Consider the following 26463-nt stretch of genomic DNA (forward strand, 5'->3'; position numbering starts at 1 on the left):
AGGTAACCGTAGGGGAACCTGCGGTTGGATCACCTCCTTACGAAGTGCTCGTAAGTGTTCACACAGATTGTTTGTTTAGAAAGAGATAATTAAGTCCCCTTCGTCTAGAGGCCTAGGACATCGCCCTTTCACGGCGGTAACAGGGGTTCGAATCCCCTAGGGGACGCCATACAACGTGACGTAATTATTTCTTAAAACTATTATGTTTGTATTTACTTGAAAGAGTAAATAGAAAGATAACGCTCTTTAACAATTAGGAACAAGCTGAAAGAAACGAGTTCTCGTTTTTACGGAAGACATTGATATGCAAGTATGAATGTTGCGAAGTAGAAAAGAGAAAAAAGCGTAATTGAAACCAAGACAACTGTGAGTTGTAAGGTTAAGAAATTAAGCGTACACGGTGGATGCCTAGGCAATCAGAGGCGATGAAGGACGTGTTAATCTGCGAAAAGCGACGGTGAGCCGATAAAAGGCGCTATAACCGTTGATGTCCGAATGGGGAAACCCAGTGCAGGCGACTGCACTATCACCTAATGAATACATAGTTAGGTGAGGCGAACCGGGAGAACTGAAACATCTAAGTACCCCGAGGAAAAGAAATCAACCGAGATTCCCAAAGTAGCGGCGAGCGAAATGGGAGTAGCCCAAGCGGGTAGCATAATGTATTAGTGGAAGCGTCTGGAAAGTCGCACGATAGAGGGTGAAAGTCCCGTACATGAAAGTGGATTATGTGGAAGCTTATAGAGTAGGGCGGGACACGTGATATCCTGTCTGAAGATGGGGGGACCATCCTCCAAGGCTAAATACTCCTGATTGACCGATAGTGAACCAGTACCGTGAGGGAAAGGCGAAAAGAACCCCGGGAGGGGAGTGAAATAGACCCTGAAACCGTGTACGTACAATCAGTGGGAGCATGTACCGTTGGGTATGTGTGACTGCGTACCTTTTGTATAATGGGTCAGCGACTTATATTCTGTAGCAAGGTTAACCGAATAGGGGAGCCGAAGGGAAACCGAGTATTAACTGTGCGTTAAGTTGCAGGGTATAGACCCGAAACCCGGTGATCTAGCCATGGGCAGGTTGAAGGTTGGTTAACACTAACTGGAGGACCGAACCGACTAATGTTGAAAAATTAGCGGATGACCTGTGGCTGGGGGTGAAAGGCCAATCAAACCGGGAGATAGCTGGTTCTCCCCGAAAGCTATTTAGGTAGCGCCTCATGAGTAACTGTTGGGGGTAGAGCACTGTTTCGGCTAGGGGGCCATCCCGGCTTACCAACCCGATGCAAACTCCGAATACTGACAAGTTTAATCATGGGAGACACACGGCGGGTGCTAACGTTCGTCGTGAAGAGGGAAACAACCCAGACCGCCAGCTAAGGTCCCAAAGTCATAGTTAAGTGGGAAACGAAGTGGGAAGGCTTAGACAGCTAGGATGTTGGCTTAGAAGCAGCCATCATTTAAAGAAAGCGTAATAGCTCACTAGTCGAGTCGGCCTGCGCGGAAGATGTAACGGGGCTAAAACTATGCACCGAAGCTGCGGCAGTGCACGTAAGTGTATTGGGTAGGGGAGCGTTCTGTAAGCCGTCGAAGGTGTGTTGTGAGGCATGCTGGAGGTATCAGAAGTGCGAATGCTGACATAAGTAACGATAAAGCGGGTGAAAAGCCCGCTCGCCGGAAGACCAAGGGTTCCTGTCCAACGTTAATCGGGGCAGGGTGAGTCGACCCCTAAGGAGAGGCCGAAGGGCGTATCTGATGGGAAACGGGTTAATATTCCCGTACTGGCTATAACTGCGATGGGGGGACGAAGAAGGCTAGGTTTACCACCTATTGGATGGTGGGTTAAGCGTGTAGGGGTGTGATTAGGCAAATCCGGTCACTGAAACTCTGAGGCGTGATGACGAGCTACTAAGGTAGTGAAGTAATTGATGCCCTGCTTCCAGGAAAATCCTCTAAGCTTCAGGTTATAGTTAATCGTACCCGAAACCGACACAGGTGGTCAGGTAGAGAATACTCAGGCGCTTGAGAGAACTCGGGTGAAGGAACTAGGCAAAATGGTGCCGTAACTTCGGGAGAAGGCACGCTGATGTTAATTGAAGTCCCATGCGGATGGAGGTGAAATCAGTCGAAGATACCAGCTGGCTGCAACTGTTTAATAAAAACACAGCACTGTGCAAACACGAAAGTGGACGTATACGGTGTGACGCCTGCCCGGTGCTGGAAGGTTAATTGATGGGGTTATGCGTAAGCAGAAGCTCTTGATCGAAGCCCCAGTAAACGGCGGCCGTAACTATAACGGTCCTAAGGTAGCGAAATTCCTTGTCGGGTAAGTTCCGACCTGCACGAATGGCGTAATGATGGCCAGGCTGTCTCCACCCGAGACTCAGTGAAATTGAAATTGCCGTGAAGATGCGGTGTACCCGTGGCAAGACGGAAAGACCCCGTGAACCTTTACTATAGCTTGACAGTGAACATTGAGCCTTAATGTGTAGGATAGGTGGGAGACTATGAAGTGTGTACGCCAGTATGCATGGAGTCGACCTTGAAATACCACCCTTTAATGTTTGATGTTCTAACCTATACTTCTGAATCGAGGTAAGGGACACTGTCTGGTGGGTAGTTTGACTGGGGCGGTCTCCTCCCAAAGAGTAACGGAGGAGCACGAAGGTTAGCTAATCCTGGTCGGACATCAGGAGGTTAGTGCAATGGCAAAAGCTAGCTTGACTGCGAGAGTGACGGCTCGAGCAGGTACGAAAGTAGGTCATAGTGATCCGGTGGTTCTGAATGGAAGGGCCATCGCTCAACGGATAAAAGGTACTCCGGGGATAACAGGCTGATACCGCCCAAGAGTTCATATCGACGGCGGTGTTTGGCACCTCGATGTCGGCTCATCACATCCTGGGGCTGAAGTAGGTCCCAAGGGTACGGCTGTTCGCCGTTTAAAGTGGTACGCGAGCTGGGTTTAGAACGTCGTGAGACAGTTCGGTCCCTATCTGCCATGGGCGTAGGAAAATTGAGAGGGTTTGCTTCTAGTACGAGAGGACCGAAGTGAACGCACCGCTGGTGTTCGGGTTGTGATGCCAATTGCATTGCCCGGTAGCTACGTGCGGAATAGATAAGTGCTGAAAGCATCTAAGCACGAAACTAGCCTCGAGATGAGTTTTCCCTGAAGAGATTCAGTAAGGTCCGTTTGAGACTAAGACGTAGATAGGTCAGGTGTGTAAGTGTAGTGATACATTGAGCTAACTGATACTAATGAACCGAGAGTCTTAACCTTACAACTCGGAGTTGTTTTGGATACGCGAAGTTGAGAGTAAGAAGTCATCGAAAGATGGTTAAAGATTAATAAAACAGTTTGTTCCGGATTGAGCGATTGGTGAAGATATGTGATAATGTTCATCAATTGAGAGAAAGAGAAGACAGAATATGTCTGGCGGTAATAGCGCGGTGGTCCCACCTGACCCCATGCCGAACTCAGAAGTGAAACGCCGTAGTGCCGATGGTAGTGTGGGTATTACCCATGTGAGAGTAGGGTGCCGCCAGACTTTTAAATTTTAGCTTTATAGACACACCAAATACGGTGGAGCGGTAGTTCAGTTGGTTAGAATACCTGCCTGTCACGCAGGGGGTCGCGGGTTCGAGCCCCGTCCGTTCCGCCACCTTATTTAGGGGCGTAGTTCAATTGGTAGAGCACCGGTCTCCAAAACCGGGTGTTGGGAGTTCGAGACTCTCCGCCCCTGCCAAAATAATTGTTTTGCCTTAATTTTAGCCGTTCAGTCGTTTTTACAAGTATAAATAAAAAAATTTTGTTTACAGATTAACTTAGTTAATTATAATTCCCGCCCAACTACTTTTACAACTTAGAGGATATAAGATGGCTGAAAGTTTTATAAGTCAACAACGTTTTTTTGATAATAAAAATTATCCTAGAGGATTTTCTCGCCACGGAGATTTTACAATTAAAGAGGCTCAAATTTTAGAAAAGCATGGCTGTGCTTTTAAAGATCTAGATACAGAAATCAGAAAGCCTGTTACAGCTGAAGAAAAATCATTTGTTGCTGTCTGTAAAGGAAAAAAAGAACCTTCCACTGAATTTGAAAAAGCTTGGTTAAAATATCTATCCCGTATTAATAAGCCAAAACGTTTTCACACATTATCAGGTGGCAAACCACAAGTAGATGTCACTGATGATTTTGTTGATACTGATGATTAATATCATTAGCCAATGTTTTTATGTAATTGAATTAATAACCTGTCCATAGAACGATAACTCAGTGCTTCTGAAATGTGTTTTCGTTTTATGGTATCAGACAAATCTAAATCAGCAATTGTACGTGATACTTTCAAAATTCTATGCCACGCTCTTGCTGATAGTCCTAATTTTATTAAAGCTTGTTCTAAAAACTCATTATCTTCTTCCGATAACTGGCAATAGCATTGAATTTCGTTAGGGTTTAGTTGATTATTTAATTTATGACTTCTTTTTAATTGCCTGTTTCTGGTTTCTAACACTCTTTTTTTGACAATTTCGGTTGTTTCCGTTGTTGTTACTTTCTTACTTAAGGTTCCTTTAGGTAAAAGCGGTACTTCTATTGAAATATCAAATCTATCTAAAAAAGGTCCTGAAAGACGATTCAGATAACGAATAATTTGTTGTGGTGTTGTACGATTATGCGTTCCCTGATAATGACCGGTAGGACTTGGATTCATCGCAGCAATAAGTTGAAACCTTGCTGGAAATTTGATTTTAGCATTAGCTCTAGAAATAATAATTTCTCCTGATTCAATTGGTTCTCTTAACGCATCTAGAACTTTTCGATTAAATTCAGGTAATTCATCTAGAAATAGCACGCCGTTATGTGCTAAAGACACTTCACCTGGTTTAGGAATTGAACCACCACCAACTAAAGCCGCTGTTGAAGCACTATGATGAGGCGCTCTGAAAGGCCTTTGACGCCAGTTTTTAATTGTTCCATTTGCACTAACTAAACTTGTTATGGCTGCACTTTCTAAGGCTTCTTCATCTGAGAGTGGCGGTAATAGTGATGTAAGCCTTGTTGCTAGCATTGTTTTACCTGTTCCTGGCGGTCCTATAAACAAGAGATTGTGCCCACCAGCTGCTGCTATTTCTAGTGCTCTTTTAGCATGCTCTTGTCCAATAATATCCTCTAAATTCCTATCGGTGTTATAATTACTCTCATATTCCCGATATTCTACTGAAGATAAACTAGTTTGATTTGATAAATGTTGGCAGACTTCTATCAAATTATTTGTAATTAAGGTGTTGCTTTGATGTATCAACGAGATTTCAGATTGATTCTCTGCGGATATAATTAGTGTGCGTTTTTTCTTTTGTGATGAAATGGCCGCTGGAATCGCGCCTTTTACTGCTCGAATATCGCCAGTTAAAGCAAGTTCACCTAAAAACTCATAATGTAGCAATTTATCGGTTGGAATTTGTGCGGTAGCTGCAAGAATTGCGATAGCAATAGGTAAATCAAAGCGACTGCCTTCTTTTGGAAGATCCGCAGGGGACAGGTTAACTGTGATCTTTTTGGAAGGAAAAGTAAAACCACTATTAATAATTGCACTTCTAACGCGATCTTTTGCTTCTTTAACCGTTGCTTCAGGAAGACCAACTAAGACAAATCCAGGTAATCCATTACTGATATGAATTTCGACATTAATTTGAGGTGCTTGTATGCCTATTGATGCTCGAGTATAAATAATTGCAAGTGACATAGTATTTACTTTAATTAAATAATTAATTTGTGTTATTACCTTAATTACTATGCGTAATATTTAAATTAACCAATTTAATTAATTCGTTTTTAGTCACAAAAAATGTTTAATTTTTTCAAATTTTACTCGTTTTTTCACCTAAAAATAATTTTGAAATAAGCAATGATATAAAAAATAAACAAGTATTACTTAATACAACTGATGGTCCTGTTGGTGTGTCATAAATTAATGAGAATAATAACCCACAAATGATCGATAACATTCCAATGATAATGGCAATTAGTGCCATTGATTCCGGTGTTTTAGAATAGTATTTTGCTGTTGCAGCAGGAATTATCAGTAAAGATGTAATAATTAGCGCCCCAACAAACTTCATTGCAATACCGATTGTTAAAGCTAGTAATAACGTTAAAAGCAGTTTTGTAAATTGAATGTTAATACCATGACTAAATGCCAATTCTTCACTAACGGTAATAAAGAGAAAATCATTCCAACGCCATAATAATAAAATGCCTATTAATGCAACACAAATTATAATTTGATAGACGTCAATAAACGTCACTGATAAAAGATCGCCAAATAAGTATCCCATTAAATCGATACGGATATTATCCATTAAACTAATTACGACTAAGCCTAGAGAAAGTGCGCTGTGGGCTAATATTCCTAGCAATGTATCTATTGGTAATTGTTTTTGTGCTTCTAACCAAAGTAAACCTAAAGCTAGAATAAGCGTAATGAAAATAACAGAATAGAATAAATTAATATGCAGTAAAAAGCCAAAAGCGATACCAAGTAAAGCTGCATGGGATAAAGTATCACCAAAATATGACATTCTGCGCCAAACAACAAAAGTACCCAATGGTCCGGTTACTGTTGTCAGACACAAACCAGCTAACAATGAAGGTAATAATAACTCAATCATAGTTTTATGTCCTAATTAGAGCATGTAACGCAATTATTATGATGATCATCATCTTGCTTACAAAGATCATGTTGATGGTTGTGATGATGCTTGTAAACGGCAATTTGTGATGCGCCATGTTGACCAAAAAGAGAAATAAATTCAGGATCGTTAGAAACAATAGCAGGCGTTCCTGAACAACAAACATGGTGATTTAAACAAATCACTTCATCTGTCTTTGCCATAACAATATGCAAATCATGGGAAACCATTAATACACCACAATTAAACTCATTTTTGGCATTAATAATGAGATCATATAATAGCACTTGTCCGTTAACATCTACGCCTTGCGTAGGTTCATCCAGAATTAATAATTGTGGACGTTTAGCTAAGGCTTGCGCAAGTAAAACGCGTTGTAATTCGCCACCTGATAGCTGGTGCATTGATTTATCGATTAAATATTCTGCTTTAACCATTGTTAAGACTTTTAGGATATCCTCATTATTAAGTCGTTTATTTAGCCGCATAAACCGTTTTACAGTAATGGGTAAAGTTGGATTTAATTTAATGGATTGAGGAACATACCCAATTGTTAAATTGTCGGAACGATTGATTCTTCCTGAAGAATAAGGGGTTAGTCCAAGGATAACTTTGACTAATGTTGATTTACCTGCGCCATTTGGTCCTAGTAAGGTGACGATTTGATTCGTACTGATAGTAAATGAAACATTATCTAATATCTTTTGTTGGTTAAGTTCAACCGAAACCCTATCAAGTGAAATTAGCTGTGTCATATTAGTGTAAATCCTTGCTCACTGACATGTTATGTTATATTATAACAATTAATGCATCTATAATATCATATTTTATGAATATAAGGTAATAATGTGAAAAAATATATATCACTAAATTTTAAACAGTTATGGCGGATTTTGATACTACTAAGTTTGGTATTTATCACACAAAGTATTACTATTCGTGCCAATGCCAATGTCTTAACTTCAGTCAAACCTATTGGTTTTATAACTCAAGCTATAACTTATGGTGTAACCGAGACAGATATTTTATTACCCGATGGTGCTTCCCCTCATACTTATTCTTTAAAACCTTCTGATTTAGTTAAAATCAAACAAGCACAATTAATAGTTTGGGTCGGTGAGGATTTAGAAGCTTTTATGCCGACCGTTTTAAAAGGTATAGATAAAGACAAACAGATAGAATTAATGGCGATACCAGACATCAAAAAACTACTTAGAACGGGTACTCAAAATCATGAATATGGAAAATTAGATTTAGATGATGAACATGACCATGACCATCATGGTTCATATGATGAGCATATATGGCTTTCTCCACAGATAGCGAAAATCATTGCAAAGACTGTGCACGATAAGCTTATCGACTTATATCCTGATAAAAGAGATTTAATTGATGAAAATCTAAACGAATTCACTATTAAACTAGCAGAAACGGAACAAAACATTGCAAAAAAACTGATTAACGTACAAAATAGCGGATATTTTGTGTTTCATGATGCTTACGGGTATTTTGAGTCACAGTTCGGATTAAAAAACCTAGGAAGTTTTACCATAAATCCAGCAGTACAGCCCGGTGTTCAAACGGTTTATGCGATTAAACAAGAGTTGAAAGAACATCAAGCAGTATGTGTATTTAGAGAGCCACAGTTTAGCCCTGCAGTTATTCAAAAATTAGTGAATGGAACTGATGTTCGAATTGGGGAATTGAATCCCTTAGGTACAGATATCGCTTTATCAAAAAATGCCTATTCACAATTTTTATTGAGATTAACACAGCAACTGTTGGATTGTTTAGATAAGAATTAGTTTAGATAATAAATAGTTAAGGTTAATTTTGGCACGAAAGATTGAATCCCCTAGTATTGAAAAAAATAAATTTAAAACTCCCTATTTTTCAGTATTAGGCGTCCTTCTTATTGTTATTTTATTTACCATATTATGGCGACCACTTAATTTGGATCGTACGGAATATGTTCCTTTAACTCCTCAAGCAGAAACGACTGTCACCGATGACGTAAATTCTCCTGTTGTTGTAGGTGATGGTCGAATAGAAGTGGTCGGTGGAAAATCTAAAAATGAAGAGGTTACTGAATCATCAGATGTTCCCGAAGATGAGATTGTTAAAGATGAATTAGATGACATTATTGATGATAAAGACAACACCGTGCAATATACTATTGCGCGCGGCGATACTTTGCATGATATTTTGCAACGCTATAATGTTAATAAAAATGATGTTTATCAATTAACCACTAAATTCAAACAACTAGCAAATTTAAGAATAGGTCAACAAGTTAGTTGGACAACTGATGATGATCATAATCTACAAAGTTTTACTTGGACCATTTCTAGTAATAATATTCGTATATATGAAAAATCAGGCGATAAATTTATTGAGAGTTCTGAAACGGCAGAAGCCGTTCCAGAAAATGTGGTTGTTAAAGGTGAAATTAAAGCTAATTTTGTCGCCGATGCGCGTAAAAGTGGTTTAACCAGTAGTGAAATAGGCATTATAACCCGAGCGTTACAATGGCGGTTAGATTTTAGACGATTGCAAGTCGGTGATAAATTTTCGGTAGTATTATCGAGAGAAATGCATGGTAAACGTTTATCTAACAGTCAACTATTAGGCGTTAGAATTAAAAATGGTAGTAAAGATTATTATGCCGTATTAGCTGATGATGGTAAGTATTATGATATAACTGGTGGCAGTTTATCACAAAGCTTTTTTCGGTATCCTTTAGCTAAGCAAGCGCGGGTATCGTCCAATTTTAATCCTCGTCGTTTACATCCTGTTACAGGTATTGTTACGCCTCATAATGGTGTTGATTTTGCTGTCTCTCGCGGTACGCCTGTTTTATCTGTTGGTAATGGTGAGGTCGTGATTGCCAAATATAGTGGTTCAGCAGGTAATTATGTGGCTATCCGTCATGGTCGGCAATATATGACCACTTATATGCATTTAGACAAGATTTTAGTCAAACCAGGTCAACAAGTAAAACAAGGTGAAAAGATAGCATTATCTGGTAATACTGGTCGTTCAACAGGTCCACATTTACATTTTGAATTACATATTAATAACAAACCCGTTAATCCGTTAACTGCAAGTTTACCAATTTCGGAAGGATTGACTGGTAAATCTAAAAAAGCATTCATAGAAAAAGTTAAAGATATTAAATCCCAACTTGTTTTTTAAAGCTTGTGATTTTTTAACTACTAAACTGAATACTTACTTCAAACTCTTTACACAAACAATGCCATAATATCGGCTAAAAAATATGTTATTATATGACGAGTTTCATAAAATCTAAATTTTAGGTGCAGTTTGAATACATCAACTCAAAAACGAGCCAATAAAAAAGCTAAAAAAAATAAGATGACACTAAAGCGAAGACTTTGGTCGTTATTGTTTAAACTTTTTCTTATTTTTGCTGCAGTGACCGTTCTTTACGGTATCTATCTTGATCAACAAATAAAAGAGAGAATTGATGGTAACGTATGGGAATTACCAGCGGCAGTTTATGGTCAGATCATTGATCTTGAACCTGATAGTGAATATAGTTTAAGTGATGTCGTTAGTATGTTAGTGGGCGCGCAGTATCGTCAGCAAGATACTAAAGCCACCCGCCCAGGTGAATTTATTGTTAGTAATGATTCTATTGAAATTTACCGTCGACCTTTTACTTTTCCAGATGGTGAAGAACAAGCATTTCGTGTCAAAATAACGTTTTATGAAAACCGCGTTGATCGTATTATTAATTTAGATACAGGGCGTGATTTTGGCTTACTACGCATTGATCCAAAATTAATTACCATGATGCACTCTCCAAATGGAGAACAGCGATTGTTTGTTCCATTAAAAGAATTTCCTGATTCTTTGCTGCAAACATTAATCGCCACAGAAGATAAACGTTTTTATGATCATCACGGTGTTAGCTTGTATTCGATTGGACGAGCAATTTTTGTTAACCTCACTACAGGACGTACTGAAGGCGGAAGTACTTTAACCCAGCAGACGGTTAAAAATCTTTTTTTGACTAATGAACGCAGTTTATCTCGAAAAATACGAGAAGCGTATATGGCACTAATTTTAGATGCTCGCTACAGTAAAGAACGCATATTAGAACTCTATTTAAATGAGGTCTATTTTGGGCAAGCTGGCAGTGAAGAGATTCATGGTTTTCCGTTAGCAAGTCTTTACTATTTTGGTCGCCCCGTTAATGAATTAACCTTAGATCAACAAGCTGTTTTAGTGGGTATGGTAAAAGGTGCATCACTGTATAATCCATGGACACAGCCACAGCAAGTGATTGAACGTCGAAATGTTGTTTTAAAACTGACTGAACAACAAGGAATTATAGATGATGAGCTTTATAATTTATTAAGTCAGCGTCCACTTTCAGTTTTACCTAAGGGCGGGGTTATTTCTCCTCAACCTGCATTTATGCAAGTCGTTCGTAGCGAATTACGAAAACAATTAGGTGATAAAGCTGATCACCTATCAGGCATGAAGATTTTTACCACCTTTGATCCTGTTGCTCAAGCTGCTGCGGAGCAAGCTGTTACTAACGAAATAGATGCTTTGCGTAAATCAACGAATAAAGATTTACAAACAGCGATGGTCGTTGTGAGTCGAGAAACCGGCGAAATTCGTTCCATTATTGGTAGTGCAGAGCCTCGTTACCCAGGTTATAATCGCGCTTGGTTAACAAGGCGAGCAATTGGTTCTTTAGCTAAACCTTCCACTTATTTAACAGCACTAGGTCAACCTGATCGCTATCAACTAAATAGTTGGCTCAATGACACACCAATATCAATTAAACTTGATAATGGCACGTATTGGGAACCTAAAAATTATGATCGTAAATTCCGTGATAGAGTGATGTTAGTTGATGCATTAGCGCTCTCACTTAATGTGCCCACTGTTAATTTAGGGATGGCCTTGGGATTAGATGCAAGTAAAAATACATTAGAAGCCTTAGGTATACCGTCAGATCGTATTCCTAATCTACCATCACGATTACTTGGTGCTTTGGAGTTAACTCCCTTAGAAACAGCGCAGATGTTTCAAACTATTGCTAACAATGGACAACGTTCTCCGCTTACTATTTTAAGATACGTATTAACTGATAAAGGTGAATTGGTCTATCAAAGTTACCCTCAACAGTTACAAGCGGTTTCTCAACAATCAGCGTTTCTTACAACTTATGCTATGCAACAAGTTGTTGAATCCGGTACTGCGCGATCGCTAAAAACAAAATATAGTGGATTTAAGTTAGCTGCAAAAACAGGGACAAGTAATGATTCGCGTGATAGCTGGTTTACTGGTATTGATGGTAAAAATGTTGCTGTCATTTGGATTGGACTTGATGATCATTCCCCGATGAAATTAACCGGCGCAACGGGTGCATTGAAGATTTATAGTGAGTATTTACAAAATAATCCTCCGAAAAAATTGGTATTACCTATGCCACAAAATATTTTTATGATACCTATTGATAGTAATGGCAAATGGCAATGTGACGGCAGTGGTAGTAGAACATTACCTGCTTGGACTATCAACCCTCAGAGTTTGTGTTCGGGTAATAATCAATCCATGCAAGGACAGCAAGCACCCACTTGGGTCACTGATATGTTAAATAATTGAGTAACTAAATATGCCTGAATTACCTGAAGTTGAAACAACCAAAAGAGGGATTCTGCCTTATCTTAAAGGACAAACCATTAAGCAAATTATTGTTCGGCAATCTAAATTGCGTTGGCCTATCAGTGAAGCTATTTTCAACGCTCATGGCCAAGAAATTTTAGATGTAAAACGACGGGCAAAGTATTTGTTGCTCCAGTTACCTAATAATTGGATTATTATTCATTTAGGTATGTCTGGTAGTTTAAGGGTATTATTAAATCCTCAACAAGCCGCTAAACATGATCACGTAGACTTAATTCTTGAAAATGGTGTGATATTACGTTATACCGATCCAAGGCGTTTTGGTTCTTGGCTTTGGGCAAAAAACCTTGACCACGTTACTCAGTTACAGCATCTAGGGCCTGAACCATTAAGTGATGAATTGACTGCCAAATATTTATTCTCAAAAGCTCAAAATCGTCATGTGCCAATTAAAACGTTCATTATGGATAACCCTATAGTAGTGGGGGTTGGTAACATTTATGCATCAGAATCACTGTTTATGGCAAAAATAAACCCTAATCGTAAAGTAAATACTTTATCTTTATTCGAATTTGAACAGTTAGTGATAGCTATTAAACATGTTTTGGCTAAATCGATTGAACAAGGTGGTACAACCCTTAAAGATTTTCTTCAATCAGATGGTAAACCTGGCTATTTTGCTCAAAAACTGCAAGTGTATGGTCGAGATGGCGAAAAATGTTATCTTTGCCAAACCGAAATAAAATCACAAAAAATAGGGCAACGTAATACATTTTATTGTGAGATATGCCAAAAATAATAATTTTATAAAAATAAATCATAATGTTATGTTTTTGTTGTTTGTATGTAACAACTGATATATTTGTACTGGATAATCAAATAATTTTGTCTAAATATTGTATATTATTCCTCTTTCAACCTTAATAAAATCGGATTAGTATATACAACTAATCACTTAGTCATAATTGTTAATCTTAAATGTATTGATAATAGCGAGTAGGTAAAAAGTTAATATTTTGAAAATCTTTTTATTTTGAAGAGTATGGACTTGTTACGCGATATCGGCTATCTTTCTGACTGTAAAAGTTTTAATCTTTTATAAAGTTTAATATATAGTACTAAATGATTGTAATATATTAAAAAATCACGGATTTTTCTTGCGCGTTATTTCTTATTTGCATTTATTTTTAACGCAATTTATTTTGTTTTTATTAAGGAATCTAAGATGATCAAATTTGCTTCTCGCTTTTTGATAACTTTTTTTGTGTTATTTTATACAATGATTGCGAATGCAGAAGTTCGCATTATTATTACCGATGGTGTTAGTACTGCTAAACCAATAGCTGTGGTGCCTTTTAAATGGACGGGTTCGGGCGAGCCTCCACAATTTATAGAAGACATCGTTGCTTCAGATTTGCGTAATAGTGGTAAATTTAATCCTATTGATGTGAGCAGCATGCCACAAAGACCAACATCACCTTCAGAAGTTAACCCTGCATTATGGAGTAAACTAGGTGTTTCTGCTGTCGTTGTGGGCACTATTCAACCTGATGCCTCTGGAAAATATCTTATCAGTTACCAATTAATCGATACCGTAACTCGCCCGGGTGCGGTATTAGCTCAAAATCAATACGCTATCGAAAAACGTTGGTTACGTTATGCTGCACATACAGCTAGTGATGAAATTTTCGAATCACTAACTGGTATCAAAGGTGCATTTAGAACGCGTATAGCTTATGTTGTAAAAACAACTAAAGGACCGTTTACTCACGAATTGCGAGTATCTGATTATGATGGCTTTGATCAAATGACAGTACATCGTTCTAAGGAACCATTAATGTCACCAGCTTGGTCACCAGATGGAAAAAAATTAGCGTATGTAACTTTTGAGGGTGGTCATTCATCATTAGTAATCAGAACGCTAGATAGTGGAGCTTCTGAAACTGTTGCTTCTTTCCCTAAACATAACGGTGCGCCTGCATTTTCTCCTGATGGTAGTAAATTAGCGTTCGCCTTATCTAAAGATGGGAGTTTGAATTTGTATGTTATGAATTTGGGCTCTAAAAAAATCACACAAATTACATCAGGTCGCAGTAATGATACTGAACCATCATGGATGCCAGATAGCCAAACTATTGTTTATACATCAGATCAGGCAGGTAGACCTCAACTTTATAGTATCAATATTAATGGTGGAACATCACAACGCTTAACATGGGATAATACCCAAAATCAAAATGCGCGCGTTGCACCAGATGGTTCTTTCATTGCAATGATTTCAACTAACAATGGTGAACAACATATTACTCGTTATGATATGTCAACAAGTACTTATCAACGTTTAACCGATACATTCTTAGATGAAACACCAAGTATTGCACCAAATGGTACTATGATCATCTATAGTTCAACACAAGGATTAGGTACAATTTTGAATTTAGTTTCAACTGATGGTAACTTCAAAGCTAAATTACCAGCGACTGACGGACAGGTGAAATTCCCTGCTTGGTCACCTTATTTATAAGAAGAGATTAAAATTTAATCGATATTATGAATATTAAAATTGTACAAAATGTTAGGTCGTTATAATATATAGCGCTAATCTGACTAATTAGTAATAATTGTTACTGAGTAGTCAGATAAATAAAATATAAATAATAATTTATTCAAACACAAAGGAGTTAATACAATGCAATTTTCTAAATTTCTTAAAGTAGCTGCGGTTGCTTTACCATTAATCGCACTTACTGCATGTTCATCAAGCAAAAGCAGCAATGCTGGCGGTAGTGCAAACGGTTCTTTGTCAAAAGAAGCTTTAGAACAACTTCACAGATTACAACAAACTAATACTGTATATTTTGATTTTGATAAATATAATGTTAAATCTGAATATACTACATTATTAAATGCACATGCAGAATTTATGCGTGCAAATTCTTCTGTAAACGTAGTTGTTGAAGGTCATGCCGATGAACGTGGTACACCAGAATACAATATCGCTTTAGGTGAACGTCGTGCTGACGCAGTTAAATCATACCTACAAGGTAATGGTGTTTCTGGCTCACAAGTACAAGTAGTATCATATGGTAAAGAAAAACCAGCTGTATTAGGTCATGACGAAGCAGCTTATGCTAAAAACCGTCGTGCTGTAGTAACCTACCCTGGTTATTAATAGCTTGTGATAACGGCTGATAATTCAGCCGTTTTATTTTAAAGTTCACGCCGAGTATATAATATGTATAAAAAAACACTCATATTGTTCTTATTTCTTTTGTTTACCGGTTATGGTTGTGCCGCTGGTAGTTCTGAGCTCGATAGAACAGTTCAAGCTCAAGGTCAATTATTAATACAAAATCAGCAACAAATTAGTGATTTACAATCAGATTTGGATACACTTCGTGGTCAATTGGAAGAAACTAAATACCAACTCAACCAAACTATAGAACGTCAAAAGATGATTCTTCAACAAATGGTTGGTGGTTCAGGATTCTCATCAAATACTAATTCTTCACAAGATAATTCGTCTTCACCTGCACCTGCTCCATCTACTGATTCTCAATCAGCTACGCCATCTTCAGACTTATCAAGTTGGACAACATCAGGTAACGATAAAGCAGATTATAACTTTATCATGCAGCATGTCTCTGAGGGTAAACAAAACAGTGATTCTATCGCTGCTTTTCAAAAGTTCATTGAAGCTTACCCAAAGTCAAGTTACCTAGCTAATGCAAATTATTGGCTAGGTCAACTTTACTATAAAGAAGGGAAAAAAGATAAAGCATCGTTTTATTATGCGACAGTCGTAAAAGATTTTTCAGCTTCTCCTAAAGCAGCAGACAGCCTTTATAAGGTTGGTATAATCTTATTGGACAAAGGCGATAAAAAAACTGCTAAAACCGTTTTTCAACAAGTTGTCAGTAAATATCCTAAAGATAAAAATACCGTTGATCTTGCTAATAAAAAATTAGCATCACTTTAGTAAAATGTATAAATAACCAGCTATTGGATGCAAAAAGCAAGAAAAGGGTTGCACTGCTTGATAATAGTAAGTAATATAGCAACCCGAAATTGCTTGTAACTTTAATTCTTAAGGACATTGCAATTCTTATCTAAAATGGGTTGTTAGCTCAGTCGGTAGAGCAGCGGACTTTTAATCCGTTTGTCGAGCGTTCGAATCGCTCACGACCCACCATCCTTATCTTCATATTTCAAATATCAAAACAGACCAATTTAAAAGATATTAAACTCAAGTAAGTTAGTTCGATATTAATTAGTTTAGAATAGATTTCAACTTTACTTAGTATTAGACTTGAATAGCTAAAGCAAACATTTTTATTTAATGAAATTATCCTGCAAGCTAAAAAATTACTAAAAATAGTATTTTTTGAGTAATCACCTAACTAAACCTCATGACCTATTTTTCTATGATCTTAATTCATCTTTATAACGATAAAAAACTATTAATAAAGATAAATACTTATTTGATGTCACTAAAAATTGAGGTTACTTTGGTATTTGTTATCTAGCTCATGCCAATTGGTTTACAGAATTAGAAATTAATAATAAAGATTGATAAATAAAAATGATAATAATCAATCTAAATGCTCTGGATTTACAGTGTAAAATGAGAGTGGTAGATTTATTTATCGCAATTTTTATAAGCCTTGTTTGCTTTAACTAATTTGTTATATAAAGAATATTGGCGGTGAAGTCGTATGTCTGGTAAGCCGTGCACCTTTGTTATGACGGTAAGTTATAAATCTAGAGTGCCGTAGCTTGCTAAATGTATGATAGATTTCAATTCAAATTAAAGTTGAAAGCAGAAAGCTGTAACTCATTGATACAATGTATAATTTAAATAGAGGGAATAATTTCCCTCTTTCATTAGATGATCAAACTTTATTTGCTAATTCGATGATTTTCATTGTTACTTCAAACGATTTAAGGAACGATGATAATGGTAAAAATTCAAAGCAAGAGTGAAAGTTATGAGCACCTGTAAAATAATTAGGTGTGGTTAATCCTCTTGCTGATAGTGCCGAACCATCAGTACCACCACGCATAGCAATAGTATTAGGCTCAATATTCAATTGTTCAAATGATTGATAAATTAAATCGATACAGCGACGATCATCACCTAAATAGTTGGCAATATTACTGTAAGTATCTGTAATTTTACATTCAATTTTAGCTCTTGGATATTTACGACTAATAAAGTCTACTACGTCTTGAATATATGCTTTACGAGCTTGATATTTTGCTAAATCAAAGTCACGAATACTCATTTTTAGTGTCGTAGTACTTTGGTTACCAACGATATCATTAAACCAAAAATAGCCTTCTTTACCTTCTGTGTGTTCAGGCGTTTCGAAACTATCAAAACAATTAATAATATCATTTGCAACGCGTATAGGATTGATTAATACATTTTTAGCTGACATTGGGTGGGCAGATACCCCTGTAATATCAATGATTGCTGAACCAGCATTAAATGTTTCGTACACCACTTCACCCAACTCACAACAATCAATAGTATAAGCAAAGTCAGGTTTGAAACGGTTCAAATCAAGTTTTTTAGCGCCATTTAAACCGACTTCTTCATCAGGTACAAAAGCCACATAGATATCACCATGAGTACAATTTTGCTTTTGTAACTGATCTAACATCGTCATAACTATTGCAATTGCGGCTTTGTTATCTGCACCTAGAACACTTGTGCCATCAGTGACAATCAACTCTTGATTAAGGTATTTATTTAATTCAGGGTGTTCATTAACTTTAAACCAGATGTCTTTATCTTTATTTAATAAAATATCCTCACCATTAAAGGTAACGCGTTGAGGGTGAATTTTATCTGATAAGGCTACATCCACCGTATCTAAATGAGCAACATAACCAATGTTAGGGGCATGTGGATTATTGCCCGGTAATTTAGCCGTAACAATACTGTGCTCATCAAGATGTACATCTTGCAAATTCAGTTCAATCAATTCTTGCTTAAGTAATTTAGCTAATTCGGTTTGTCCAGGAGTAGAAGGTACTTGCGCAGATCCAACTACACTTTGACTTGGAACACTAACATAACGCAAAAAACGTTCAACTAATTGTTCAGTAATATTCATAATAAAATGACCTCTTATTGGTACTAATTATTTACTGGTGGATAAACGTAACCACTATCAAACCCAATTGGTAGACCTAAGAACCAAAAGAGTAACAAGTTTACAGTTAATGCAATAAGCAGCGCGGCAGTATAAGGAATCATCATAGAACTTAATGTGCCCACTCCTGTGTTTTTGCAGTATTGCTGGCAATAGGCAATAATTAGCGGGTAAAACGCAAACATAGGTGTGCTTACGTTCACTGCCGAACTGATACGGTAAGCGGCTTGCGTTAATTCAGGCGAAATACCCACAGACATTAACATAGGCACAAAAATTGGTGCCAAAATAGCCCATTTAGATGAAGCAGAGGTAATTAACACATTTAACATACTGGTTAAAATGATCACACCAAATATTGTTACCACCGAAGGTAAATGTAACGCTTTCAAAAACTCAGCGCCACCAATTGCAATCAATGTGCCTATTTGAGAATTGGAAAACACATATAAAAATTGCGCACAAAAGAAAGCAAAAACAATAAAAGGAATAAGTGATTTAGTGATATTTTCCATCGATTTAACAATATCGCGAGAAGACTTAAATGCCCCAGTAATAAAGCCGTGAATCAAGCCCGGAATTGCAAAAAACACAAATAATAATGGCACAATAATTTGCATAATTGGTGCTTTATTACTTGTTAAGCTGCCATCAGGTGCACGTAATAAAGAGTCTTGTGGTAATAATAAAAGTACCAAACCAGCAGCGATGACTAAAAATACGATTGATGCAACTTTAAATGCTCGATTTTCAATAGGGGTGATTGCTGGTGAGTCAGCAAGGTTATCTAACTGTAAATCAGTATTTATAGGCATATTGGCCTTTAAGCGGGGCTCAACGATTTTATCGGTAACAAACCAACAAGCTAGTAGAACAAAAAAAGTACCGCCAAAACTTAAAAAATAGTTACAAAGCACATTAACTTGATAAGATGGATCGATGATCTGTGCAGCACTTTGGGTAAAGCCTTGCATGATAGGATCGATAATTGAGGGTGTATAACTAGAGCTAAAACCACCGGCTAATCCTGCAAAAGCGGCAGCAATGCCCGCAAGAGGATGACGACCAGTGGCATAAAACATCATGGCTGATACCGGCATTAAAATAACATAAGCTGAGTCTGACGCAATATGACAAACCATGCTAACAAAAATGACTGATGGAGTGACCAATTTTTTAGGTGTAACTGCCAATAACTTTTTGAGTAACACATGAATATAGCCGCTACTTTCAGCAATACCAATACCTAATGTGGCAACGATAGTAATACCAAGAGGTGGAAAGCTAACAAAATTTGGGACCATTTTAGTAAAAAAAGTTACTAAATGATCGGGTGCTAGCATATTAGCGACAACTAGTTTTTCTTTGGTAACAGGGTTGATGTAATCGAAACTGACAAAAGAAAGTAATAAAGAGGCAATAAAGCAGATAATTAAAGCATAAAAGAAAAGTGTTGTTACATCGGGGATTTTGTTGCCTATTCGTTCAATAGTATTTAAAAAGCCGCCCGTTTTTATAGGTGACGGATTTGTTGTTTGATTCATAAAAAAATTAGTGTAAATGTTGTTCGGGGCGTCAATTTATCACATATTTATAGTGCAGGCAAATAAGCAAAAACGTATGGTTTTTATACTTAAACATTATGTTAACCTTAATCACTTTTACATAAGTATGATGTTACTTCGACTTTTTTATAAATTAACTTCGTCATTGTTTGCAAAAATAGCATTTTCTTCAAAACTAAGTTTATTGAAAAAAGCATGGTGCTTTAAACGAATAGTTTGTAGACTATGTTTCATTGTCAGTGTTAAGTTATATACTTTGTATATAAATCGAATATGAATCTTTTAAAATCTTTAGCTGCAGTAAGCTCTATGACAATGGTATCGCGTGTATTAGGATTTGTACGTGATGCTATTATTGCCCGTTATTTTGGGGCAGGAATGGCAACCGATGCGTTTTTTGTTGCTTTCAAATTGCCTAATTTACTTCGACGTATTTTTGCTGAAGGTGCTTTTTCACAAGCTTTTGTACCAATTTTAGCTGAATATAAAAACCAACAAGGTGTTGACGCTACTCGTACATTTGTTGCTTATGTTGCAGGATTACTAACATTAGTATTAGCTATAGTGACATTAATCGGCATAGTAACTGCACCTTTTGTCATTATGTTAACCGCACCTGGTTTTATGCAAGAATCTACCGAAAAATTTGAACTGGCCACCAGCTTATTACAAATTACTTTCCCTTATATCTTTTTTATTTCGCTTGCGTCACTTGTTGGTGCAATACTTAATACTTGGAATCGCTTTTCTGTCCCCGCTTTTGTGCCAACTTTACTCAATGTTAGCATGATCATATTTACGCTATTTTTAACGCCTTATTTTAATCCACCGGTGTTAGCATTAGCTGTATCGGTAGTCGTTGGTGGCATCTTACAATTACTTTATCAACTTCCTGCTTTAAAAAAAATTGGCATGCTAGTTTTACCGCGTATTAATTTTAAAGATAGCGGTGTTTGGCGTGTATTAAAACAAATGGGGCCGGCAATTTTAGGGGTTTCTGTTGGACAAATTTCGTTAATTATTAATACTATTTTCGCCTCATTTTTAATTTCTGGTTCGGTTTCTTGGATGTATTATGCTGACCGCTTAATGGAATTTCCAGCAGGTGTACTTGGCGTTGCTCTTGGTACAATTTTGTTACCTTCATTAGCTAAAAGCTTTTCGAAAGGTCATCATCAACAATATTCAGAATTGTTGGATTGGGGATTAAGATTATGTTTTTTATTGGCATTGCCAAGTACTGTGGCGCTTGGGGTTATTTCACGACCGTTGATTTCAACACTCTTTGAATATGGACAATTTACTTTAAATGATACGTTAATGACACAACGTGCATTAGTTGCTTATTCCATTGGTTTACTTGGTCTAATTTTAATTAAAGTGTTAGCCCCCGCATTCTATTCCAGACAAGATATTAAAACGCCAGTTAAAATAGCCATTATTACGCTTATCTTAACGCAGTTGATGAATTTAGTGTTTATTGGTCCACTACAACATGCTGGTTTATCGTTATCAATTGGTTTAGCGGCATGTTTTAATGCAGGATTACTGTTCTGGCAGTTACGTAAAAAACAACTATATCAACCACAACCAGGATGGTATAAATTTTTAACTAAAGTTATTATCGCAGTCATTTTTATGTCTATAGTATTATGGCTTGGCGCACAACTATTACCAGATTGGTCAACGGGTTCAATGCTACTGCGTTTGGCACGGTTATTTTTACTGGTTATTGTTGGCGTTTTTGTCTATTTTGCATCACTTATTGCAATGGGTTTTAAATTAAAGCATTTTATTAAACGTATTGACTGATTAATAAAAGATAATTTACTAAATTATATTAGTCGTTGAACATAAACTATTATCGGCGAAGTTAGCTTTAAATATTGCGTGAACATGAGCTAAATGCCGTTATACTTTCATCATCATTATTTAGAATTTAGCCTATGATGTTGTGATTTGGGCTAAATTCTTAATCGTATTTATGCCAATTTTACTTTTGATTGTTATTTATACAGTAGGTTGACAAAGTAAATTAAGCTGGGAATTAAATTGGCTTTATCTGGATAGATTTTACGAATTTAGACGTAGTAAATAACCACAACAAATCAGGTATACACAGCATTAAATATCGATTTTATTTGTTTGCTAAATAGTTATTTGAGCAATATGAATAATCAATTTTAAAAAATTTGGACGTCAGTGTGGCAAAACAGAAGTTATAAATCACTAAACGTCCAACCTAAAAACTAATTAAAAATTTTTTTAGTTATAATCGTAATAACTATAATTTTAAATTACCTTGCTTATAAGAAGGAACGATAAGGTAATTCTGGTTCATCAGTAAAGATATCCCTAAATCCACGATAGTGTTGATAATGCATTTTATTTTTATCGGTCGGGTAAGTATATTTACCACCAACTTGCCAAAAGAATGGTGTAAATTGATATTCAAGTCGATCTTTTTTCATTTGCCAAAGCACTTCAATTTCTCGCGGATCACTTTGGAAGTTTGACCAAATATCATGATGAAAAGGAATCACAACTTTGGTGTTAAGCGATTCTGCTGCACGTAAAATATCAGCAGATGTCATCTTATCAGTAACACCACGAGGATTTTCACCATACGAGAGTAAGGCAACATCAATTTTATGATCATTACCATGTTTAGCATAATAGTTAGAGTAGTGTGAATCACCAGAGTGATAAAGTGAGCCCCCTGATGTTTCAAATAGGTAGTTAACTGCGCGATCGTTCATACCATCTAAAATGGCTTTATCTGTTGATGAAACACCCTTAGGAAGAGTAACAAGTGAAGTTCTATCAAAAGAATCTAGTATTTTAATGGTGATGTCACCTACAGTGATTGTGTCACCCACTTTAGCCACAATACAACGATCTTCTGGCACGCCCCAGCTTTTCCATAACTCAACACAAGCTTTAGGCCCAATAAATTTAACTTTAGGTGAGCAATTTTGAATCACGGCTGCTGCAACATTAACATCAATATGATCAGCATGATCATGCGTTGCCATAACTGCATCGATTTCTTTAATTGCAAAAGGATCCAACACAAATGGGCTGGTTCTTAAGTTAGGTTGTAATTCACGTACTCCCCCCATTCGCATCATTTGATGTTGCTTATTCATCAATGGATTAGCATGGGTTTTTTTACCCGTACCGCACCAAAAATCGATACAAATATTGGTATTACCTGCTGATTTTAACCAAATTCCTGTACAGGCAAGCCACCACATGGTAAAGGTATTGGGCTTAACTTCGGTCGCTTCGATCTCTTCATTGAGCCAAGTTCCCCATTCAGGGAAGGTATTTAAAATCCAAGAGTCACGGGTAATTTCGTTTACTTTACTCATACTATGTTCCTTATTTAATAGTTAGACTAATATCACTTCAACTCCTTGCTTCTTAATGCATTCAATCACTTCCTTATTCGCTTGTGTGCCTGTAATTAAAATATCAATCTTGTTTACTGGGCAAAAAAGCATGCCAGAGTTTGCTTTGGTATCGATTTTTGAACTATCAACGACAACCACTAATTTTTCGGCTTTTTCTAATATTTGTTGCTCGGCTACTGCACTTAAAATTTCATTTTTGTAAAGACCGGTGGGTGTTAATGTTTTACCGCTAGTAAACATCCATTTAGCTGCATAAGAATCGGTAATGCTTGCGATTGGATTAAGAATAATGTTTTGGGTTTTGTTATATAAACCGCCCATAATAATGACATTTTCATGATCATGTTCTATTAAGTAACAAGCGAGTGGAAAGTAATTCGTGATGATAGAGACATTTTTTCCACATAATTCCCGACCTAATAAAAATGCGGTTGAACCACAATTAATCACGACATTTTCATCGTTACCACATAATTTGGCTGCTCGAATAGCAATTCGCGCTTTTTCGTGATAATGATCAGTATTGTTGTTGGCTATTGGTGCCCAGATAGGCTTTTGCTCCTCTAAACGCATAATACCATTACGTACTTTTTTAACTCGACCTTCCTGATCTAACTTGGTGATATCTCGTCTAGCTGTTGCCGGTGATATACCGAAGTGATCAATTAATTCTGTCACTTTCACTTCACCTTTTTCATTAACTAAAGCGACGATTTCGTTATGTCGCGTTATTTCATTCATTTATGTTCCTTAATGATTTGATCAAATTTGATTACTTTGATAATAATTATCATTGCAAAACTTGTCAATTATCTTCATTGATTTATTTGTTTAAATCTAAATTTAATATTGATAAGTATAGATATAGATTTAATTTATTGTCATTATTTTTCATTGTAATGTGAAGTTGATCACAGATATTGCTGTTGGTTATTGGGAAAAGTGATCTCAATCAAAATAATCATAAATAATCATTGTGTGATTCATTATGATTATGGAATATAGCAAGCGTTAATTAAATAAATTTGATTAACAACGTACCGTATTAATTAAGCTCAAAGATTCACTTAATAGTGAACAACCATATAAAGGGCATTAGGATAAAGTTTATCTATAAATTGTAAGCGTAGTATCAACTTTCAATTTAAAAAATGCCCATAATCAATGAGAGGGGCATATGGAAGTAATCTATAACGTATTTTATATTTTTTATAGTCAAGTCATGACCAAAGCACCTTTATTACTAGGGTTAGTAACGATGCTGGGGTACTGCCTATTAGGTAAAGACGTTACCACAATTTTAAAAGGAACCATCAAAACAATTGTCGGCTTTATGTTATTGCAAGTCGGTTCGGGTGTATTGGTTTCAACATTTAAACCCGTTATTGCCAAGTTAGCGGAATATCATGGCATTAAAGGATCGATTATTGATACTTATGCTTCGATGGTTGCTGTTGAAAATGGTATGGGAGAACATTACTCTTGGGTCGGATATGCGGTATTACTGGCACTGGCTATCAATATCCTTTTGGTTATTTTTCGACGTATTACCGGTATTCGAACCATTATGTTAACCGGTCATATTATGTTCCAACAAGTAGGACTTATTACCTTATTTTATTTTCTGTTTGGTTACGGTATGTGGGAAACCATCATCTACTCCGCAATTATTACCGCTTTATATTGGGGAATATTTTCCAACATGATGTTTAAGCCAACTGAAGCAGTAACAGGTGGGGCAGGGTTTTCTATTGGTCATCAGCAACAGTTAGGCTCTTGGATTGCCGTTAAATTAGCCCCTAAGCTTGGGGATAAAAATGATTCTGTTGATAATTTAAAATTACCAAAATGGTTACATATTTTTCACGATAGTATCGCGGCTACAGCTATTGTGATGACCTTCTTTTTTGGCATTATTTTACTGTCATTTGGTTTAGATAACTTACAAACCATGGCCGGTTCAACGCATTGGACAATCTATATTTTAGAAACAGGGCTTAAATTCGCGGTAGCAATCCAAGTTATTGTTGGTGGCGTAAGAATGTTTGTTGCTGAATTGTCTGAAGCGTTTAAAGGAATATCTGAAAAACTTATTCCTAATGCAGTATTAGCGATCGATTGTGCGGCAATTTATGCTTTTTCACCTAATGCAATGGTGTTTGGTTTTATTTGGGGTGCATTAGGGCAATTTTTAGCAATTGCTTTATTACTGGTATTTAAATCGCCGATTATGATTATTCCAGGTTTTATTCCGATGTTCTTTTCTAATGCCACTATTGGGGTGTTTGCAAACCACTTTGGCGGTTGGAAAGCGGTAATGAAGATTTGTTTTGCCATGGGCATGGTTGAAGTATTTGGTTCAGCTTGGGTTATTCATATTTTTGCACAAAATGGCACGCCAATCGATTCTTGGATGGGCATGGCTGACTGGGCAATTTTATTCCCACCTATTTTACAAGGTCTATCAATTTCTCACTTATTTATCTATCTCATTATTGCTTTGGCTTTAGTGTATATGTTCTTTGCTGCTAAACAATTACGACGCGATGAAGCCAATCAAAAAATACAAGCCGACACAAATGATACCCAGCAAGATTTTAATGAACAAGTCGTTGAAAAAATGGATGAGGTAGCAATTAGCGAAGGACGTCCAATACGTATTCTTGCGGTATGTGGTAGTGGTCAAGGTTCATCGATGATGATGAAAATGAAAATTGCCAATTATCTTGATAAAAAAGGCATTGCTAATGTTATGGATTCGTGTGCGGTAACTGATTACAAATCACGATTGCCGAATGTTGACATTATTGTGGCTTCTAAACACTTAATTAATGAAATTGAGGTTAATGAAGGTCAGCACGCTTTGGGGGTACAAAATATGTTAAATCCGCAAACATTTGGTGATGAACTTATTGAACTGATTAACAAAGTGCTTGCTAAATAATTTATTGAATAAAAAGGGAGTAC

General features: G+C 36.7%; 17 protein-coding genes, 4 tRNA genes and 2 rRNA genes. 16 read left to right on the top strand and 7 right to left on the bottom strand.

Going from position 1 to position 26463, the window contains the following annotated elements; all coding sequences use genetic code 11:
- The first annotated feature begins 93 nt into the window (after nucleotides 1–93).
- The 6 genes from J3U66_RS00005 (at nucleotide 94) to J3U66_RS00030 (ending at nucleotide 4212) form a co-directional block, all read left to right on the top strand.
- Nucleotides 94–169: transfer RNA gene (locus J3U66_RS00005), tRNA-Glu, on the top strand.
- A gap of 208 nt (nucleotides 170–377) precedes the next feature.
- Nucleotides 378–3276: ribosomal RNA gene (locus J3U66_RS00010) — 23S ribosomal RNA — on the top strand.
- A gap of 152 nt (nucleotides 3277–3428) precedes the next feature.
- Nucleotides 3429–3544, top strand: a 5S ribosomal RNA gene (rrf, locus tag J3U66_RS00015).
- A 37-nt stretch (nucleotides 3545–3581) separates the two neighbouring features.
- Nucleotides 3582–3658, top strand: a tRNA-Asp gene (locus J3U66_RS00020).
- 8 nt (nucleotides 3659–3666) lie between these two features.
- Nucleotides 3667–3742 (top strand) — tRNA-Trp (locus tag J3U66_RS00025).
- A 131-nt stretch (nucleotides 3743–3873) separates the two neighbouring features.
- On the top strand, nucleotides 3874–4212 hold the full coding sequence (locus tag J3U66_RS00030) for a DUF413 domain-containing protein (RefSeq protein WP_267334512.1): 339 nt from the start codon (nucleotides 3874–3876) through the stop codon (nucleotides 4210–4212).
- Between the two features lie 5 nt (nucleotides 4213–4217).
- On the opposite strand, the gene J3U66_RS00035 is transcribed toward J3U66_RS00030, so the two are convergent.
- The 3 genes from J3U66_RS00035 to znuC all read right to left on the bottom strand — a co-directional run bounded on the left by J3U66_RS00035 (nucleotide 4218) and on the right by znuC (nucleotide 7442).
- Complete coding sequence (locus tag J3U66_RS00035) at nucleotides 4218–5741, bottom strand: YifB family Mg chelatase-like AAA ATPase (protein ID WP_267334510.1); 1524 nt, start codon at nucleotides 5739–5741, stop codon at nucleotides 4218–4220.
- Between the two features lie 115 nt (nucleotides 5742–5856).
- Entirely contained in the window at nucleotides 5857–6666 is an 810-nt protein-coding gene (gene znuB, locus J3U66_RS00040) for a zinc ABC transporter permease subunit ZnuB (RefSeq protein WP_267334508.1), read from the bottom strand.
- An 11-nt stretch (nucleotides 6667–6677) separates the two neighbouring features.
- Nucleotides 6678–7442 (bottom strand): zinc ABC transporter ATP-binding protein ZnuC, encoded by a 765-nt coding sequence (gene znuC, locus J3U66_RS00045; RefSeq protein ID WP_267334506.1) that lies wholly within the window; start codon nucleotides 7440–7442, stop codon nucleotides 6678–6680.
- A 93-nt stretch (nucleotides 7443–7535) separates the two neighbouring features.
- Between znuC and znuA the strand changes: the two genes are divergently transcribed.
- From znuA to J3U66_RS00085, 8 genes are all read left to right on the top strand, one after another.
- Nucleotides 7536–8492 carry a zinc ABC transporter substrate-binding protein ZnuA gene (gene znuA / locus J3U66_RS00050; RefSeq protein WP_267347503.1) on the top strand — a complete coding sequence of 319 codons (957 nt, stop codon included), beginning with the start codon at nucleotides 7536–7538 and terminating at the stop codon, nucleotides 8490–8492.
- Nucleotides 8493–8520: 28 nt separating this feature from the next.
- Nucleotides 8521–9882, top strand: coding sequence for a murein DD-endopeptidase MepM (gene mepM, locus J3U66_RS00055; protein ID WP_267347505.1), 1362 nt, complete (start codon nucleotides 8521–8523; stop codon nucleotides 9880–9882).
- A gap of 129 nt (nucleotides 9883–10011) precedes the next feature.
- A complete protein-coding gene (gene mrcB, locus J3U66_RS00060; protein WP_267334500.1) occupies nucleotides 10012–12333 on the top strand; it encodes a bifunctional glycosyl transferase/transpeptidase in 2322 nt (773 codons plus the stop codon).
- Nucleotides 12334–12343: 10 nt separating this feature from the next.
- On the top strand, nucleotides 12344–13153 hold the full coding sequence (gene mutM / locus J3U66_RS00065; protein WP_267334498.1) for a bifunctional DNA-formamidopyrimidine glycosylase/DNA-(apurinic or apyrimidinic site) lyase: 810 nt from the start codon (nucleotides 12344–12346) through the stop codon (nucleotides 13151–13153).
- 429 nt (nucleotides 13154–13582) lie between these two features.
- Complete coding sequence (tolB, locus tag J3U66_RS00070) at nucleotides 13583–14878, top strand: Tol-Pal system beta propeller repeat protein TolB (RefSeq protein ID WP_416379616.1); 1296 nt, start codon at nucleotides 13583–13585, stop codon at nucleotides 14876–14878.
- 165 nt (nucleotides 14879–15043) lie between these two features.
- Nucleotides 15044–15526, top strand: coding sequence for a peptidoglycan-associated lipoprotein Pal (gene pal / locus J3U66_RS00075; protein WP_065634268.1), 483 nt, complete (start codon nucleotides 15044–15046; stop codon nucleotides 15524–15526).
- A 63-nt stretch (nucleotides 15527–15589) separates the two neighbouring features.
- Nucleotides 15590–16333 carry a tol-pal system protein YbgF gene (gene ybgF, locus J3U66_RS00080; RefSeq protein WP_267344014.1) on the top strand — a complete coding sequence of 248 codons (744 nt, stop codon included), beginning with the start codon at nucleotides 15590–15592 and terminating at the stop codon, nucleotides 16331–16333.
- 137 nt (nucleotides 16334–16470) lie between these two features.
- A tRNA-Lys gene (locus J3U66_RS00085) sits at nucleotides 16471–16546 on the top strand.
- A 700-nt stretch (nucleotides 16547–17246) separates the two neighbouring features.
- Here the strand turns inward: J3U66_RS00085 and pepT are convergent.
- Together pepT and J3U66_RS00095 are read right to left on the bottom strand one after the other, a co-directional pair.
- The gene (pepT, locus tag J3U66_RS00090; RefSeq protein ID WP_267334492.1) at nucleotides 17247–18476 is read right to left on the bottom strand and encodes a peptidase T; all 1230 of its coding nucleotides are present in this window, start codon (nucleotides 18474–18476) and stop codon (nucleotides 17247–17249) included.
- A 23-nt stretch (nucleotides 18477–18499) separates the two neighbouring features.
- Nucleotides 18500–20059 carry an AbgT family transporter gene (locus tag J3U66_RS00095; protein ID WP_267344012.1) on the bottom strand — a complete coding sequence of 520 codons (1560 nt, stop codon included), beginning with the start codon at nucleotides 20057–20059 and terminating at the stop codon, nucleotides 18500–18502.
- Nucleotides 20060–20353: 294 nt separating this feature from the next.
- On the opposite strand from J3U66_RS00095, the gene murJ reads away from it, so the two are divergent.
- Nucleotides 20354–21892 (top strand): murein biosynthesis integral membrane protein MurJ, encoded by a 1539-nt coding sequence (murJ, locus tag J3U66_RS00100; RefSeq protein ID WP_267347507.1) that lies wholly within the window; start codon nucleotides 20354–20356, stop codon nucleotides 21890–21892.
- Between the two features lie 494 nt (nucleotides 21893–22386).
- Here murJ and ulaG read toward each other — a convergent pair whose 3' ends face one another.
- Nucleotides 22387–23454: an L-ascorbate 6-phosphate lactonase gene (ulaG, locus tag J3U66_RS00105; protein ID WP_065634263.1), complete on the bottom strand. Its 1068-nt coding sequence runs from the start codon at nucleotides 23452–23454 to the stop codon at nucleotides 22387–22389.
- 21 nt (nucleotides 23455–23475) lie between these two features.
- Nucleotides 23476–24237 carry an HTH-type transcriptional regulator UlaR gene (gene ulaR, locus J3U66_RS00110; RefSeq protein WP_267334485.1) on the bottom strand — a complete coding sequence of 254 codons (762 nt, stop codon included), beginning with the start codon at nucleotides 24235–24237 and terminating at the stop codon, nucleotides 23476–23478.
- A 481-nt stretch (nucleotides 24238–24718) separates the two neighbouring features.
- Here ulaR and J3U66_RS00115 point away from each other — a divergent pair, with 481 nt between their 5' ends.
- Nucleotides 24719–26440, top strand: a complete 1722-nt coding sequence (locus tag J3U66_RS00115; protein WP_416379701.1) for a PTS ascorbate-specific subunit IIBC — start codon at nucleotides 24719–24721, stop codon at nucleotides 26438–26440.
- Nucleotides 26441–26463: the final 23 nt, after the last annotated feature.

The organism is Gilliamella sp. B2969, assembly GCF_026536195.1.
Classification (GTDB): Bacteria; Pseudomonadota; Gammaproteobacteria; order Enterobacterales; family Orbaceae; genus Gilliamella.